A 16,981-nucleotide genomic window follows, 5' to 3' on the forward strand; every position below is an offset into this window, starting at 1 on the left:
GGATACATTTCCGATGTCAGGCGAGTCAGACGGTGGAAGTCAGACCGATCCGCAAACCCAGACGATTTTCACGGTATCTTCGACCCGCGTCAGCCCACGTCCCGCAACGTATCCAGCACCTCACCCACACTCCAGAACGCCCGATCCACCTCCGGCAACACCGGCCGCTTCAATACCAACACCGGCATCCCGCGCTGCCGTGCCACTTCCAGCTTCGGCTCGGTCGCCGTGCTGCCGCTGTTCTTGCTGATGAGGACGTCGATGTTGCGAGTCTCGAACAGCTCGCGCTCTTCTTCGAGAAGGAAAGGCCCACGCGCGCCGATGACTTCACAGCGTTCATTGCCGGGGTAAATGTCCAGGGCCCGTAGCGTCCAGAACTGATGGGGTGGAATCTCGTGCAGATGCTGCAAAGGTTCGCGGCCCAAGGTGAACAGGGGGCGCTGAAAGGGAGCGAGGGCGGCGATCAATTCTGCCCAGTCCGCGACTTCGCGCCAGTCATCGTCCGGCCCTGCCTGCCACGCCGGGCGACGCAATGCCCAGCAGGGGACACCGGTCATCTTTGAAGCAGCCACTGCGTTCTGGCTGATCTGCGCAGCGTAAGGGTGAGTCGCATCCAGGATCAGATCGATGCCTGTCTGCTGTACGAAGTTTGCCAAACCTTCAGCGCCGCCGAACCCGCCGACACGGACTTCACAGCGCAAGTCGGTGGGCACGCGGCCCACGCCTGCCAGGCTGTAAATATGCTGAGGGCCAAGCGTGCGGGCGATCACCAGTGCTTCGGTGACGCCGCCGAGCAACAACACGCGTTTTACGGTGTGTGGTTTCAAATGAAGCCTCCCGCGTGGCCGACGATCCCGCCCTGTCGGTCGATGGCAAAGACCTCGACCTGAACCTGTGTAGGCACCACGCTGCGGGCGAAATTCAGCGCGTGCTGACACACCGCATCACCCAGCGCGATGCCGACGGCCGAGGCCATGGCCAGCGCTTGCTGACTGGTATTGGCCCCGCAAATGCGTTGTTGCAGCTCGGCGTCCGCGCCCACGTCGGCGGCCCATCGCGCGAGCTGAACCAGATCGATACTGGAATGGCGGCTGTGCAGGTCCATGTGGCCCGCCGCCAGCTTGCTGATCTTGCCAAAGCCGCCGCAGACGCTCAGCCGCTCGACCGGGGTTTTGCGCAGGTGCTTGAGCACGGCGCCGACAAAATCCCCCATCTCGATCAGTGCGATGTCGGGGATTTGATACACCCGACGCATCGTGTCTTCGCTGGCGTTGCCGGTGCAGGCGGCGATGTGCTGGTAACCGTTGGTGCGAGCGACATCGATGCCTTGGTGGATCGACGCGATGTACGCCGCGCAGGAGAAGGGCCGGACGATGCCGCTGGTGCCCAGAATCGATAGGCCGCCGAGAATTCCCAGCCGCGGGTTCATGGTTTTCAGCGCCAGCGCGCTGCCGTTTTCGACGCAAACCGTCACTTCAAACCCGCCGCTATAGCCGACGTCTTGCGCCAGTTGCGTGAGGTGTTCGGCCATCATCCTGCGCGGCACCGGATTGATCGCCGGCTCGCCGACACCCAGCACCAGACCCGGGCGGGTGACGGTACCGACGCCTTCGCCCGCCACAAATCGCACGCCAGGCTCATGGATCAGCCTGACTTGGGCAGACACCAGCGCGCCGTGGGTCACGTCCGGGTCATCCCCGGCATCCTTGAGCGTGCCGGCCTCGGCGCCGCTTGCAATCAGCCGGCAGAACTCCAGGCGCATCTGCACGGACTTGCCCTTGGGCAATGTGATGTCGATGGCATCGTTGGTTTCGCCGGCCAGCAGCAGGCGCGCGGCGGCGAGGGACGTCGCCGTGGCGCAGCTGCCGGTGGTCAAGCCACTGCGCAGCGGAGCGGGTTGTTCGGCGGTTTCGTCGCGCATCAGGGTTTGATCGCTTCGAGCAGGGTGATCGGCAGCGCCTGACGCCAGGTGTCGAATTCGCCCAGCGGTTTGGCGTGGGCCAGATGGATGCGGGTCAGTTCACCTCCATGCTGCTCGCGCCAGTTCACCAGCATCGCCTCGCTTTGCAGCGTGACCGCATTAGCCACCAACCGCCCGCCCGAACGCAGGTTTTGCCAGCATGCGTGCAGCACACCTTCCCGCGTCACGCCGCCGCCGATGAAGATGGCGTCCGGCTGCTCAAGGCCCTCAAGCGCATCGGGGGCGCGTCCGCGAATCAGTTGAAGACCGGGCACGCCCAGTGCATCGCGATTGAATTCGATCAGGTGTTGCCGTCCCTCATCGGCCTCAACAGCGATGGCACGGCAGGTCGAGTGCGCACGCATCCACTCGATGCCGATGGAGCCGCATCCCGCGCCCACGTCCCACAGCAATTCGCCGGGAACGGGCGCGAGGCGAGCCAGGGTAATCGCGCGCACGTCGCGTTTGGTGAGCTGACCGTCATGCCGAAACGCCTCGTCCGGCAGACCGCCGAGTGGCGACAGACGCAGTGCATCAGGCTGTGCGCGGCACTCGATGGCGACCAGGTTCAGCGCCGCGATGTCGGCGGGGCTCCACTCACCGGCGGTGCCTTCGATCTGTCGCTCGGCGCTACCGCCCAAGTGTTCGAGGACGATCATACGGCTCGGGCCAAAGCCGCGGTCGCGGAGCTGCGCCGCGATAGCCGCCGGGCTAGAGCCGTCGTTGCTCAGCACCAGCAGGCGCAGCCCGTTTTGCAGGTGGGCATTCAACGCGGCGACGGGACGGGCGACGACTGACAGCGTTACCACGTCCTGCAACGCCCAACCCAGACGGGCCGCCGCCAACGAATAGGAAGAGGGCGCGGGAATTACCCGCATCTCAGCGAGGGGGACGTGTTTCGACAGGCTTGCGCCGACGCCGAACAACATGGGATCGCCGCTGGCCAGCACGCAGACCGGGGCGCCGCGCTGTTCCAGCACCGGGCTCAGGGAAAACGGGCTCGGCCACTGGCGCTGCTCGGCCTGGATGCACGGCGGCAGCAAGGCCAGCTGCCGTGCGCCGCCAAACACCTGCCGCGCCTGCAACAGCGCGTGCCGAGCGTTCCGGGCCAGACCTTTATACCCGTCCTCACCGATTCCCACGACTGTCAGCCACGGTGACATGAATTGCCCTCCACCAAATACGTGCGACAGGCCTGTCATATCGGCCCGTGAAAGTGGCCGGCATGATACCGCGCTGGCGGGCCCGGTTCGTATGGCTTTATGAATCCGACAGAGCGTCTTTTCATGGTAACGGCCAAAGCAGGCATAATACGGCCCCTGTAACTTTTCGTTTCTCTACGCGTCCGCCCGTTCGCACCAGGTGACCCATTGACCGAGCCGTTGTCCGCTCGCCTATCCGCTACGCCCCTTCGCCCCTCGGCTTGTCCGGGGTTGCTGCGTATCGTCCCGGCGCTGGATGGCGGGATCTGCCGGATCAAGCTGCCGGGCGGGGTGCTTTCAGCGGATCAGGCGCTGGCCGTGGCAAGTGCCGCCGAGGGGTTCGCAGGTGGCGTGATCGAGGCGACCAATCGGGGCAACCTGCAGATTCGCGGCATCGGCGCCGACCACGACGGGCTGATTGCCCGCCTGCTCGATGCCGGTCTGGGGCCGAGCAATCCGGCCAGCGACGACGTACGCAATCTGATGCTCAGCCCCACCGCAGGCCTCGATCCGCAGCAGCTGCTGGATGTGCGTCCGCTGGCCGGGCAGATCCTGCATTCTCTTGAGCACCACCCGCGTTTCCATGAACTGTCGCCCAAGTTCGCGCTGTCGCTGGACGGCGGCGAGGGCTTGGCGATGCTTGAGCATCCCCATGATCTCTGGCTGTCCGCGTTGCAGGTCGACGGCCAGACGCTGCTGGGATTTGGGCTGGCGGGCTGTTCGGCCACCGAGTCGCCGGTGGCTGCGGTGGCGCCGGATGCAGCGCACGCGTTGGTCGTTGCGGTACTGGAAACATTCCTGGCTCTCGCTCGCCCCGATCAGGCACGCATGCGGGACTTGCTGAAAGAAGTCACCGTTGCGCAATTCATCGAACACGTTGCCGGGCATTTGCCGCAGCGACTGGTGATTGATCGAAAAGTAACCGACTGGCGGCGCGCGCCTGCACGATCTTTTGCGCACATCAGCACGTATCCCCAGGCATCAGCCGGCATCGTGGCGGTGGGCGCGGGCGTGCCGTTGGGGCGTCTGCGGCCGTCCATGTTGCGTGAAGCCGCCCGATTGGCGACTGCGTTCGGCGACGGTCAGTTGTGCATGACACCGTGGCAGAGCCTGATGCTGCGAAATGTCCCGACAGCCAAGTCGGCAGCCGTGATGGATGGCTTGAGCAATGCGGGCTTGCTCGTCGATGCTACTCAGTCGCTGACCAAAATTGTCGCCTGCACCGGCTCCGCTGCCTGCGCTAAAGGGTTGGCCGACACCAAGGCCGACGGGCTGCGCCTGGCGACGTTGCTGCAAGAAAACGCCATCAGCCGCGCGGTACATCTGTCCGGCTGCGCGCGTTCATGCGCTGCTGCGCACGTGATGCCGGTGACCCTGCTGGCAGCGTCGCCCGGTCGTTACGACCTTTATTTTCGTCATGCAGGAATGTCCGGGTTCGGCGATCTGCATGCACGTGACCTCACTATTGAAGCAGTCGGCGCGTTGTTGACCGCCGACTCACGGAGCAACACCCATGATTGATTACATCCGCGACGGCCAGGAGATCTACCGCAACTCCTTCGCGATCATTCGTGCCGAAGCCCGGCTCGATTCCATCCCGGCCGACCTGGAAAAACTCGCCGTACGGGTGATTCACGCCTGCGGCATGGTCGATGCCGTCGAAGGCCTGCGTTTTTCGCCCGGTGCAGGCACGGCAGGTCGCCGCGCGCTGGCCGCCGGTGCGCCGATTCTGTGTGATGCGCACATGGTGGCCGAAGGGGTCACGCGCACGCGGCTGCCCGCTAACAACCAGGTGATCTGCACCCTGAAAAACGAACGCGTGCCCGAGATGGCCCGTGAGCTGGGCAACACCCGCTCGGCGGCGGCGCTGGAGCTCTGGCGCCCGCACCTGGAAGGGGCGGTTGTAGTGATCGGCAACGCACCGACTGCGCTGTTCTACCTGCTGGAAATGCTCGATGCCGGCGCGCCGAAACCTGCGCTGATCCTCGGGTTTCCAGTGGGTTTCGTCGGCGCCGCTGAATCCAAGGACATGCTGGCTGCCGACAGCCGCGGCGTGCCTTACGTGATCATGCAGGGCCGTCGCGGTGGCAGCGCCATGGCTGCCGCGGCGGTCAACTCACTCGCCACGGAGATCGAATGATGGCACCACGCGGTCGTCTGATTGGCCTGGGCGTGGGGCCGGGTGATCCGGAACTCATTACCGTCAAGGCGCTGCGCCTGCTGCGAGAGTCGCCGGTGGTCGCGTACTTCGTCGCCAAGGGCAAGAAGGGCAATGCGTTCGGCATCATCGAAGGCCACTTGCAGCAAGCCCAGACGCTGATGCCGCTGGTGTACCCGGTGACCACCGAGGCGCTGCCCGCGCCGATGTCCTACGAGCGGGTGATCAGCGAGTTCTACGATCGCTGCAGCGCCGATCTGGCCGCGCACCTGGACGCCGGCCGCGACGTGGCGGTGATCTGCGAAGGCGACCCGATGTTCTATGGGTCGTACATGTACCTGCACGATCGTCTCGCCAATCACTACGACGCCGAAGTCATCCCGGGCGTCTGTTCGATGCTCGGCGGCGCGTCGGTGCTGGGCGCGCCGCTGGTGTACCGCAATCAAAGCCTGTCGGTGCTGTCCGGTGTGTTGTCTGCCGAAGAGCTGAAACGCAAGCTTCAGGATGCCGACGCTGCGGTGATCATGAAACTGGGGCGCAACCTGCCGAAAGTACGTCAGGTGCTGATTGAAACCGGCCTGGCGGATCGCGCGCTGTACGTCGAGCGCGCAACCATGGTCAATCAGAAGATCGTGCCGCTGGCCGAGGTTGACCCGATGTCGTCGCCCTATTTTTCTCTGATCATTGTCCCCGGCGAACGGTGGCAAGGCTGATGGGCACGACCAACATCAAGGCCCCGGCGATTGTCATTCTGGGCAAAGGCGCGCTGGCGACGGCGCGACGTATCCAGCAGCTGTACCCCCAAGCGCTGATTTACGGGCTGGCCGAACGCATCGAAGACGCCGACCGCAGCTACTCGGAATTTGGTGCGACGCTGCGCCAGCTTTATCAGCAAGACACGCCGATCATTGCGCTGTGCGCAGCGGGCATCGTCATCCGCACGCTGGCGCCGGTGTTGCTGGAAAAGGGCGTCGAGCCGCCGGTGCTGGCCGTCGCTGAAGATGGCAGCGCAGTCGTGCCGCTGCTGGGAGGACTGGGCGGCGTCAATGTGATGGCCCGGGAAATCGCGGCCGCGCTGAACACCGCAGCGGCTATTACCACCAGCGGCGAGTTGCGCTTCGGCACCTGCCTGCTCAATCCGCCAGCTGGTTATGCATTGGGTGATCTGGAGCTGGGCAAGCGCTTTGTCAGCGATTTGCTGTCGGGCGAAAGCGTGCGCATCGAGGGGGTCGCGCCCTGGCTGGCTCAGGCGCAGTTGCCTGAAGATGATCAGGCGCAGTTGGCGATCCACGTCGGCTATGCCGAGCGAGAACTCAGCGACCACGAATTGTTGATCTACCCACGCAACGTGCTGGTGGCGCTGAGCGGGGATCTGGCCGATTCCGGCGAGGCAGTGGCCGATGCCGTGAAAGCCGCGCTGCATGATTCGCGCATTGCCGTGCAGGCGCTGGGCTGCCTGCTGGCCAGCAAGGCCGAAATGGCCAATCCTTCTCTGCACGCGGCTGCCGAATCACTGGGCGTTGCGCTGCGTTTCACCGCCGGCGGTACTCCTGCGGAAATGACCCAGCAGGTATTGCCGCAGCTGTTGCCACCGCTCACCCCGGCGGCGGGCATCGCCATTGCCGTCGCGCCGCAACCTTTGGACATTTCACACATCGGCTTTGCACGGGGGCGGCTGGCGGTCATCGGCCTCGGCCCCGGCGCGACCGACTTCATGATTCCCGCCGTAAAGGCCGAGCTGGCGCGTGCCAACGATGTGCTCGGCTATGAGACGTACGTACGCATGGCCGGGCCGTTCCGCGCCGACCAAGTGCTGCACTGCACTGACAACCGCGAAGAAATGCTCCGCGCCCGGCATGCCTTCGAGCTGGCCGCTGAAGGCCGTTCGGTGGTGGTGGTTTCATCGGGTGACCCCGGCGTATTCGCCATGGCTGCAGCGGTGCTGGAAGCGCTGCACGAATCGGGTAATCCCGACTGGCACCGGGTGGACTTGCACATACTGCCGGGCGTGTCAGCCTCGCTGGCAACCGCCGCGCTGGCGGGTGCGCCGTTGGGTCATGACTTCTGCGTCATGTCCCTGTCGGACAACCTCAAGCCCTGGGAGGTCATCGAGAAGCGCCTGGATCTGGCCTGTCAGGCCGATCTGGCGCTGGCGTTCTACAACCCGATCTCGCGTTCCCGCCCATGGCAGTTGGGGCGTGCCCTGGAAATCGTGCGCCAGCATCGCGGCCCGGAAACCCCGGTGACCCTGGGACGTGATGTGGGTCGGCCAGCGCAGACGTTGCGGGTCATCACCCTCGGCGAGCTGACGCCGGAGCACGTCGACATGCGCACGATGGTGCTGGTGGGGTCGTCGTTGACCTGCGTGTTCCCGCGCGCCAATGGTGAGTCGTGGGTCTACACGCCGCGTTGGTACGGCGCCAAGCCGACCTGAGCTACGGTTCGGTTTGCGCTGTGGGATTTGTCTCATAGCTGACGCAGGCCAATCAGCCAGTCGATGGCGAAACCGATCCAGCCGCTTGCAGAAGCGTCAGGCGGGAGGCGACTGCGCGCGTCGCCCGCTTCTGCAGCTTCCCATGGCGCCTCTCCCAACCCTTTGCTTTGATTGAATTTTGCTTCTCCCAGGATTAGGGCACGGTGCAGTCGCTCCGTATTAACACTTGTCTGAATGTGCCGAACCGTCTCCCGAACCACGGGTGGCGCGCCGGGAAATGTTCGTTAATCTCGGAGGTGTCCACGACGGACGTACCCACCAGTTAAAGGATTGACGAATGAAACACGACACAAGCATGACCTCCGCTGAACGTAGCGCTTTCATCAACCATTGCGAGTTGGCCAACTGCACCCACTCGTTGATCGAGCACGTCTCGGCAATGGATGCCCCGGTGCCACGCCTGCTGGAAGAACCGAGCCAGGCTGCAGTTGTAGGCAGCAACTTGTTGGCCTTCGCAGAAGGCGTTTCGCGGCAGAACAAAGAAGACGTCATGGACTCCCTTCTGTTCGCGACGCTGGTCGCCAACAAAGCGTTCAACCCGGAGAAGCAAAGCGAGCAGTGGTACAAGCAGTACAACGATGTGTTGACGGCGCTGGGCTGGTTTTCCACCAACTGGAGGTACAGTCGCTATTACTCGACGCACCGTCGATTCAGCATGGAGCAAGCGGGGCTTGAGATCATCTCTTCCGCCATCGCAGCCGCAGCGCTGCCAGGTCCCGCGTCCGTCGCCATGTTGAAAGTCGCGGGTGATGCCGTGGCCGCGCTGAAGGCTCAGGAAAAACCGCTGCGAATTTTCGAGCGTCAGACCAAGACCCACCGTGGCGCGAATTTCCGCATCGGCGCCTGTTCCGAATCCAGCGACGGCACTGTCAATCTGGCAATGGGTGCGGTCAGTTTCTCCACCGATTCGGCCGTCACCAACGTCCTCTTCTGGGAATGGAACAGTGCTGAAGTCACCGCTTTCCGGGGTGAGAACCATCTGGTGCTGGACACACGCCTCTACGCGTCACTGCGTACACAGATCCGGCAGCGTTTGAACAAGAGCGCCTCCGCCGCCATCGAGGAATTCGAGATTTGATCAGTTGGCAGGAGGCGCTCGTCGCCTCCTTCTCAAGGAGATGTGCCATGCATCAGGGAATGATCGAAACGCAGGTCAGCGCAGGGTGCTTGTTGTTCATGCACCGTGCCTGCACTGATCTACAGAAAAGTGACGCAGCTGATTGCGCACTCTATGCACAGCTTGCAGCGACCAAAAGACACCCCCGCTTCGCACCATCCTCCGCGTGGCACGACACCTGGCTGGCTGCCTTGATCCGCTTCGGCTGGGCGCTGAACACCCATGAAACGCTGAGTTGCCCAGCGCTGGACCTCGGGCCGGGCTCGGTGTGGACATGGTTGAAGAGCAACTGGCCGCTTTTCATGCCCAACGACATGTTGGTTGACGGAGAGTCTGTCCTGAAGCGCTCATTCTCAAGCCAGCCCATTCAGCCAGCGGTCGAACTGCTTGCCGGTCATGCGCTTGAACCGATCGTTCCGAAATCCGGCGATGTGCAACGTGGGCAGAAGGTGGTGCTGCAGATCGCTTTCCTGAACGAGAACGCAGCGCTGTCCGTTGCCCTCATCAGTTTTGCTCACCGGACTGCACTGAAGAATGACTTTCTGTTCGAAACACTCCATCCCGCCGACATCGTTGGCAATATCGACCTGCGCTTCTATTCGCTGCGGCTGATGGACCTGGTTTACACGCCCCTGCGCAAAAACGTCAGCCAGGCACTGGAAGATCGTCGCCCCACGTTAGTGTGTGCATTGGCAGGAGATGACACATGAGCGCTACAGGCGCGGTGGTTGGTAACGGTCTGGTATCGTTGTCCGCCGATATCAAGAAGCAGGACCGCGCGGATCTATTTGACTGCCTGCTGCGAGCCGAGCGTGTGGCGGGTAAAGTCAGTCGGGATGAACATTTCACCTACTGGGCATACCGGTATGGCAAGGCACTGGAGCAGCGAAGCTTCAGGAAACTGAGCCCGATCATTCATGAACCGATGGTGATCGGGAGCGCATCGGAACTGGAGGAAATCAGCTTCAGTGTTATCGAATCACGCGGCTCCGCTCGGTTGGCGCGACAGGCGAAGGCGTCGCTTCAGGCCATGCAGATTCACCACCACGCGGAGCACTTTTTTGAAAGCATCAACGGGCACAGCGTCATCGCAGGTTTCCAGGTCATACCGTGCGCAGTGGATTCAACAGGTGCTTTGATGGTGCTGCTGTGCGGCATCCAGATGACAGGTATCGTCGAGACGCGGGATTTCGACTTCTGGTCTGACTCACGCGGTGAGCTGACGTTGCGTATCACGGGAGGGGTCTACCGTTTTGACCGTCTGGATTATGCGAAGCATCGCGATACCGTCGCAAGGGAGCTCGATGCCCAGGGAGCGCTGGCCGTCCAGACCTTTGCGCTCTGAGCGCGCCTCAGGTCAGCAGGTAGCCTTTGATGCCCGTAAAGATGATCTGGGCCGCGAGGGCACAAACGAAAAGCCCCATCAGGCGGCTGACGATCTGTAGCCCCTGATCCCCCAAAATACGCTCGATGCTGTTGGACAGATAAAGAATGACCCCCACCGTCAGGCTGGCCAGCGCAATGCTGACGATGGCGGTGAGTTTGTCATCCCAGTGCGGCTGGCTGATGCCCATGACCAGCAGTGCGCCAATGGTGCCGGGACCGACGGTGATGGGGATGGTCAGGGGCACGATGGCGACGTCCTGCTGAACGTTGTCGGTCTGCACGCCGGATTTGCCCTGGGCCATGGCCAGGGCTGAGATGAAGAGCACGCTGCCGGCGCCTATTCTGAAGGCGTCGGCGGTGATGCCGAAGACCCCGAAAATCACCCGTCCGAACAGGTACAGCAAGACGCTGGAAACCAGAGTCGCCAAGGCGATTTTCCACGCCAGGTGCCGACGTTCCTTGCGCGAATAACCGCGGCTCAGGGAAATGAAACAGGACAGGACGAAGAATGGGCTATAGAGCACCAGCATCTTCAGGTAAACGCTGAACAGCACGTGAAGCATGGTTTGAGCTCATGGCAGCAGACTGGGACGGCGCCAAGTCTATCAGCCCGTCACGGCCACTTGGCGGTCAGTTTTGCTCATAACGGTCTTCGCCGCGGGTGGCCTCATCCCGAGCACGTTGCTCCACCCAGTATTCGACCAGATCGCGTAGCTGTGACATCTCCACCGGCTTGGACATGTGGCCATCCATGCCGGACTGGCGCGCGCGATCCTTGTGCTCCGCCAGAATGTGCGCGGTCAACGCCACCACAGGGGTGCGGATGCGTTGGTTGCCGGTTTCCCAGGCGCGGAACTGCTGCGTCGCCGAAAAGCCGTCGAGGATCGGCATTTCGCAGTCCATCAGCACCAGGTCATAGCGCTGGGTCTTCATCGCCAGCAGCGCTTCTTCGCCGTTGCTGGCGGTGTCCGGCTGCAGGTTGAGCTTGCCGAGCATGCCCCGAATGACCTTGGTGGAAATGCTGTTGTCTTCGGCGACCAGAATGCGGAAGTCGCTGGGCACGTTAATATCGCTGATCAACCCGGGTACGGCAGAGAAGGGCGCATTGCCTTTGTTGCGTTGATTGAGCTCGTCCGCCAGTGTTGTCTTCAGCGTGTACCCGGCGACCGGTTTGGCGAGGATGCGTTTGACCCCTGCATTGCGCGCGATGATCTTGCTCGGCGCGTTGCTGATGCCCGTGAGCATGATCAGCAGAATGTCGTGGTTCAGGCTCGGGTCTTCCTTGATCTTGGCGGCCAGTTGCATGCCGGTCATGCCGGGCATGTTCTGGTCGAGCAGGACAATATCGAAATAGTCGCGCAAGTGAGCTTTTGTGCGCAGCAACGCCAGGGCCTCCTTGCCGGATGGCACTGCGCTGACGTTCAGCCCCCAGGCGCTGCACTGCTGGACCAGTACCTTGCGACAGGTGTCGTTGTCGTCGACCACCAGAACCCGCGCCCCTTGGAGGGGGCTGTCCAGATCAGCGGGCGGCTGCTCCAGTCGTTCCGCATCCAGAGGCAGACTCAGCCACAGCGTGCTGCCCTGATTGGTGCCGCTCTGGATGCCGAACTCGCCGTTCATCAACAGGATCAGTTGCCGGGCAATGACCAGTCCCAAGTGACCGCCGACCTTGCTGGCCGCCAGGAAGTTCTTGCTATGCAGCTCGGCGTGCAGCAGCGCGTCCCGTTCCTTGGGCGTCAGCGGCGTGCCGCTGTCCTGTACGGCGATGCGCAGTCGTGGCTTGCCACCGCGAGAGTCGAGGGCGACGACCAACAGGATCTCGCCCTCGTCGGTCTTCTTTAATGCGTTTTCCAGCAAACTGAGCAGCGTCTGCCGCAGGCGTGTCGGGTCACCGCTGATGACGCGCGGTACCTGGGGCTGGATGAAACTGATCAACTCGACACTTTGCTGCTCCGCCTTGGCGCGGAAGATACTCAGGCAGTCTTCGATCATTGCGTTGAGATCGAACTGCACGTCGTCCAGCTCGATCTGCCCGGACTCCAGTTTGGTGATGTCGAGGATTTCGTTGATCAGGGTCAGCAGTTCATTGCCGGCGCTGTGAATGGTCTGCACATAATCGCGCTGTTTGACCGACAACGGCGTGCCCAGCAGCAGCTCGGTCATCCCTAGAACGCCGTTCATGGGGGTGCGAATTTCGTGACTGATCTTCGCCAGAAACTCGGCCTTGGCATTGATTTCTGCGGTGCTGGCCGCCAGCTCACGGCTGATGCTGAAGTTGTCTTCGGTGATGCTGCGATGACGCTCGCTGAGGGCGATGCTCATCAGCAAACCGCACAGGCAAAACACCGCCAGCACCCCGATGATCAGGGTCTGCGCAGGAATGCTCGTCAGCCAGAGCATGGCCGGCAGCACCACCAGGTTGCCGAGATTGAACGCGATCATGGCGATCACGAACGGACGGGCAGGGGAGTAACCTCTCTGCAGGTGGTAGATCGACACCAGCGTGATACTGACCGTGGTCAGTGCCACCAACAGGAACGTCATGATGTTCAGCGGCAGCGTTTCAACGAACAGCACCAGCAGCGCGCCGAAGCCGACCACCAGCAGCACGCCCATCAGCAGCCGGTTGAGCATCTCGACCCCGCGCTGAATGAAGAAACAGTACGTGTACATCAGCCCCGTCGCGGCAGCGAGGAGCAGGGCGAGGTGAGCGCTCGGGGTCTGCGCCAGGTGCCAGCGCGGCAGCCACGGCGCCTGAAGGTTGAGCAACAGCAGCGCGCTCAGCCCCAGAAACGCCTCGCAGGCTGCCAGCCACAAGCTGCTGATCGAGCGGGACTGGGCGAACCGCGTGATGTTCTGCACGATCAACATGGCGAGTGAGCCGAAGAACAGACCGAGCAGCAGCGGTCGGCGCTCGTCTGCAGCGCTGGAGACCGCTGACTGCAAGGTGATGTTCGGGCGCAGTTCCTGCTCGGACTTGAGGCGCAAATACAGGTCAAGCGGCTTGTCGCTGTGGGGCACTGGCAGCAAAAAGTCCAGTGACGGCAGGGGTTGGGCTTCTCGCGGCACCCGGTTACCGGAGCGCGAGTGATCGATCAGGCTGTCGCCGTCGAGCACGTACATATCGACCGTCGCCAGGTCGGGCGCGAAGATCCGCACCAGTTGTTCATGGGTGGTGGGGGGCAGGCGATAGTGCAGCCACAGGGCGGCGTCGCGGTTAGTCGCGCGCACCTTGTCGAGTTCGACCGGGCTGAACTGGGATTCGTAATGGGGGGAGCGGATGTCGCTGAGGTTCAGGTTCGCCTGATCGTCGACAAGGGTTGACCAGCCTGCACTGACCTCGGCGGTGGCCGAGGATATCCAGAGCAGGGTCAGCAATGTGACGGTCAAACGAGTGGCAATCCTGAGCCAGCGCACGGCGAAATCCCTTCGTGAATGAAGCCTGTTTAACTCTGGCGCACTGGCTGATTGCTCATCCTGGGCCTACCCGGCTAAAGCCGGTCCCACTGGCTGCTCCAGAGGAGCCGCCAGTGGGCCGAGATTCACGCCAGATCTTCGCCGCGTTCCCGGGCAATGGCGCGGTAGCCAATGTCCTTGCGGTAAAAACAACCTTGCCAGTCAATCTTTGCCGCCAGTGCGTACGCTTGTTTCTGGGCATCGCCAACGGTGTCGCCCAGCGCTGTCGCGCACAGCACCCGACCCCCGGAGGTCACGATGCGGCCATCCTGCAACGCCGTGCCGGCGTGAAACACTTTACCGGGCAACGCGGCCGCAGCGTCCAGCCCGTGAATCTCGTCGCCCTTGGCGTAGTCGGCCGGATAACCGCCAGCTGCCAGCACAATCCCCAGACTCGGTCGCGGGTCCCACTGAGCATCCACTGTATCCAGCGTTTGCGCCAGAGCGGCTTCGACCAGCGCCACCAGACTCGATTGCAGACGCAGCATCACCGGCTGGGTTTCAGGATCGCCAAAGCGGCAGTTGAACTCGATGACTTTCGGGTTGCCGGCCTTGTCGATCATCAGACCAGCATAGAGGAAACCGGTGTAAATGTTGCCCTCGGCCGCCATGCCCCTGACGGTCGGCCATATGACCTGATCCATCACGCGCTGGTGAACCTCGGCGGTGACCACCGGGGCCGGGGAGTACGCACCCATGCCGCCGGTGTTCGGGCCGCTGTCGCCGTCGCCGACGCGTTTGTGGTCCTGGCTGGTGGCCATGGGCAGCACGTTCTTGCCGTCGACCATGACGATGAAGCTGGCTTCTTCGCCATCGAGGAATTCTTCGATCACCACGCGTGAACCTGCGTCGCCGAAGGCATTGCCGGCCAGCATGTCACGCACGGCGTCTTCCGCTTCCGCGAGGGTCATTGCGACGATGACGCCTTTGCCCGCTGCAAGGCCGTCGGCCTTGATAACGATCGGCGCGCCTTTTTCTTGCAGGTACGCCAGAGCAGGTTCGATTTCGGTGAAGTTCTGGTAATCGGCAGAGGGAATACTGTGGCGCGCCAGGAAATCCTTGGTGAATGCCTTGGAGCCTTCCAGCTGCGCGGCGCCCTTGGTCGGCCCAAAGCACTTCAGGCCACGGGCGCGGAACAGATCAACGACACCGGCCACCAGCGGGACTTCCGGACCGACGATGGTCAGCGCGACGTTCTTCTCGGCGAAATCCGCCAGTTGCTCCAGCGCCAGTACGTCGATGGCAACGTTTTCGCACTTGGCTTCAGTGGCAGTGCCAGCATTGCCCGGGGCGACGAAGACTTTCTCGACACGAGCGTCCTGCGCGACCTTCCAGGCCAGAGCGTGTTCACGGCCACCGCTGCCAATGATTAAAATATTCAAAGAAGGACTCCTTCGGAGAAGCTGCAAGCTACAAGCGGCAAGTAAAAGCGGATAGCACAACTCTTAATCACGGCTCATTGCTCTGAATTAATAGGGCTGCAAGGGCGAGTAAAGCGACGCGAATCTGCTTTTACTTACCGCTTGCAGCTTGATGCTTGCCGCTGCACTCAGTGCCTGAAATGGCGCATGCCGGTGAAGACCATCGCGATACCCGCTTCGTCCGCTGCGGCGATCACTTCAGCATCGCGCATCGAACCGCCTGGCTGGATCACCGCCGTGATGCCGACCTTGGCCGCGTTGTCGATGCCGTCGCGGAACGGGAAGAACGCATCGGAAGCCATGACAGCGCCCTGCACCTGCAAACCGGCGTGTTCGGCCTTGATCGCAGCAATGCGCGCGGAGTTCACGCGGCTCATCTGGCCTGCGCCGACGCCGATGGTCTGGCGATTCTTGGCATAGACGATGGCGTTGGATTTCACGTACTTGGCGACTTTCCAGGCGAAGATCAGGTCGTGGACTTCCTGCTCGGTCGGCGCGCGCTGGGTGACCACTTTAAGGTCGTCGGCGCCGATCATGCCGATGTCGCGGCTCTGCACCAGCAGACCACCGTTGACCCGCTTGTAATCCCAGGCCGGCGCGCGTTCTGCGTCCCACTGGCCGCTGGTCAACAGGCGCACGTTGGCTTTGCTGGCAATGATGGCCTGGGCTTCGGCGCTGACGCTCGGGGCGATGATCACTTCGACGAACTGACGCTCGACGATGGCCTTGGCCGTCTCGGCATCCAGTTCACGGTTGAAGGCGATAATGCCGCCGAACGCCGATTCGCTGTCAGTGGCATAGGCCAGCTCGTAGGCCTGACGAATGCCGCCTTCCGCGTCCGGGCTTACTGCAACGCCGCACGGGTTGGCGTGCTTGACGATCACGCACGCGGGTTTGACGAAGCTCTTCACGCACTCAAGTGCCGCGTCGGTATCGGCGACGTTGTTGTAGGAAAGCTCTTTGCCTTGCAGTTGGGTCGCGGTGGCGATACCCACTTCGGCAGGCTTGGCTTCAACGTAGAACGCCGCGCTCTGGTGCGGGTTCTCGCCGTAGCGCATTTCCTGCGCCTTGACGAACTGAGTGTTGAAGGTGCGTGGGAATTCACTGCGGCCTTCGGTGCTCAGGGTTTCAGCGGATTGGTCAACGCTGCCCAGGTAGTTGGCGATCATGCCGTCGTAGGCTGCGGTGTGCTCGAAAGCCTTGAGCATCAGGTCAAAGCGCTGCGCATAGGTCAGACCGCCGGCCTTGAGGCTTTCCAGCACGTTGGGGTAATCGCTCGCGTTGACGACGATGGCGACGTCTTTATGGTTTTTAGCGGCGGAGCGCACCATGGTCGGGCCGCCGATATCGATGTTTTCGATGGCGGTCGGCAGGTCGCAGCCCGGCCTGGAAACTGTCGCTTCGAACGGATAGAGATTCACGGCGACCAGGTCGATCGGCTTGATGCCATGTTCGCTCATGATGGCGTCGTCGATGCCGCGACGGCCCAGGATGCCGCCGTGGATTTTCGGGTGCAGTGTCTTGACCCGGCCGTCCATCATTTCAGCGAAGCCGGTGTAGTCGGCGACTTCTACTGCGGCAACGCCGTTGTCCTTGAGCAGCTTGAACGTACCACCAGTGGAGAGGATCTCGACACCGAGGGCTTCGAGTTCACGCGCGAATTCAAGGATGCCGGTCTTGTCGGATACGCTGATCAAGGCGCGGCGGATCGGCAGGCGGGTCGTCTGGTCGGTCATCTCAACTTCCATCAAAAGCAAAAGAATTTTGCAAAAAAAACGACCGCATTG

Annotated in this window: 14 protein-coding genes; 7 read left to right on the plus strand and 7 right to left on the minus strand. The window is 62.4% G+C overall.

From position 1 onward, the window contains the following. Positions 1–89: 89 nt before the first annotated feature. From FX982_RS10445 to cbiE, 3 genes are read right to left on the minus strand one after another with little or no spacing between them, the layout of a single operon-like run. A complete protein-coding gene (locus FX982_RS10445; protein ID WP_172610579.1) occupies positions 90–827 on the minus strand; it encodes a cobalt-precorrin-6A reductase in 738 nt (245 codons plus the stop codon). Next, positions 824–1,921, minus strand: a complete 1,098-nt coding sequence (locus tag FX982_RS10450; protein WP_172610580.1) for a cobalt-precorrin-5B (C(1))-methyltransferase — start codon at positions 1,919–1,921, stop codon at positions 824–826. The genes FX982_RS10445 and FX982_RS10450 overlap by 4 nt, the downstream gene beginning before the upstream one ends. After that, positions 1,921–3,123, minus strand: a complete 1,203-nt coding sequence (gene cbiE / locus FX982_RS10455; protein ID WP_172610581.1) for a precorrin-6y C5,15-methyltransferase (decarboxylating) subunit CbiE — start codon at positions 3,121–3,123, stop codon at positions 1,921–1,923. Before cbiE ends, FX982_RS10450 begins: the two co-directional genes overlap by 1 nt. Positions 3,124–3,330: 207 nt before the next feature. Here cbiE and cobG point away from each other — a divergent pair, with 207 nt between their 5' ends. From cobG to FX982_RS10490, 7 genes are all read left to right on the plus strand, one after another. Next, positions 3,331–4,683: a precorrin-3B synthase gene (gene cobG / locus FX982_RS10460; RefSeq protein ID WP_172610582.1), complete on the plus strand. Its 1,353-nt coding sequence runs from the start codon at positions 3,331–3,333 to the stop codon at positions 4,681–4,683. Next, a complete protein-coding gene (locus FX982_RS10465; protein ID WP_108119017.1) occupies positions 4,676–5,302 on the plus strand; it encodes a precorrin-8X methylmutase in 627 nt (208 codons plus the stop codon). Before cobG ends, FX982_RS10465 begins: the two co-directional genes overlap by 8 nt. Beyond that, the gene (locus tag FX982_RS10470; protein WP_172613026.1) at positions 5,302–6,033 is read left to right on the plus strand and encodes a precorrin-2 C(20)-methyltransferase; all 732 of its coding nucleotides are present in this window, start codon (positions 5,302–5,304) and stop codon (positions 6,031–6,033) included. The genes FX982_RS10465 and FX982_RS10470 overlap by 1 nt, the downstream gene beginning before the upstream one ends. Next, a complete protein-coding gene (cobJ, locus tag FX982_RS10475; RefSeq protein WP_172610583.1) occupies positions 6,033–7,754 on the plus strand; it encodes a precorrin-3B C(17)-methyltransferase in 1,722 nt (573 codons plus the stop codon). Before FX982_RS10470 ends, cobJ begins: the two co-directional genes overlap by 1 nt. Positions 7,755–8,091: 337 nt before the next feature. Continuing rightward, positions 8,092–8,892, plus strand: coding sequence for a hypothetical protein (locus FX982_RS10480; protein WP_172610584.1), 801 nt, complete (start codon positions 8,092–8,094; stop codon positions 8,890–8,892). Between the two features lie 47 nt (positions 8,893–8,939). After that, entirely contained in the window at positions 8,940–9,641 is a 702-nt protein-coding gene (locus FX982_RS10485; RefSeq protein WP_172610585.1) for a hypothetical protein, read from the plus strand. Next, positions 9,638–10,276 carry a hypothetical protein gene (locus FX982_RS10490; protein ID WP_172610586.1) on the plus strand — a complete coding sequence of 213 codons (639 nt, stop codon included), beginning with the start codon at positions 9,638–9,640 and terminating at the stop codon, positions 10,274–10,276. The genes FX982_RS10485 and FX982_RS10490 overlap by 4 nt, the downstream gene beginning before the upstream one ends. Before the next feature lie 7 nt (positions 10,277–10,283). Here FX982_RS10490 and FX982_RS10495 read toward each other — a convergent pair whose 3' ends face one another. The 4 genes from FX982_RS10495 to purH form a co-directional block, all read right to left on the minus strand. Then, positions 10,284–10,880, minus strand: a complete 597-nt coding sequence (locus tag FX982_RS10495; protein ID WP_122625668.1) for a MarC family protein — start codon at positions 10,878–10,880, stop codon at positions 10,284–10,286. 67 nt (positions 10,881–10,947) lie between these two features. Then, a complete protein-coding gene (locus FX982_RS10500) occupies positions 10,948–13,734 on the minus strand; it encodes a hybrid sensor histidine kinase/response regulator (RefSeq protein WP_172610587.1) in 2,787 nt (928 codons plus the stop codon). Between the two features lie 125 nt (positions 13,735–13,859). After that, positions 13,860–15,155: a phosphoribosylamine--glycine ligase gene (gene purD / locus FX982_RS10505; RefSeq protein ID WP_172610588.1), complete on the minus strand. Its 1,296-nt coding sequence runs from the start codon at positions 15,153–15,155 to the stop codon at positions 13,860–13,862. A gap of 167 nt (positions 15,156–15,322) precedes the next feature. Further along, positions 15,323–16,930: a bifunctional phosphoribosylaminoimidazolecarboxamide formyltransferase/IMP cyclohydrolase gene (gene purH, locus FX982_RS10510; RefSeq protein ID WP_172610589.1), complete on the minus strand. Its 1,608-nt coding sequence runs from the start codon at positions 16,928–16,930 to the stop codon at positions 15,323–15,325. Positions 16,931–16,981 lie beyond the last annotated feature (51 nt).

Origin of the sequence: Pseudomonas graminis, from assembly GCF_013201545.1 — a bacterium.
Taxonomy (GTDB): Bacteria; Pseudomonadota; Gammaproteobacteria; order Pseudomonadales; family Pseudomonadaceae; genus Aquipseudomonas.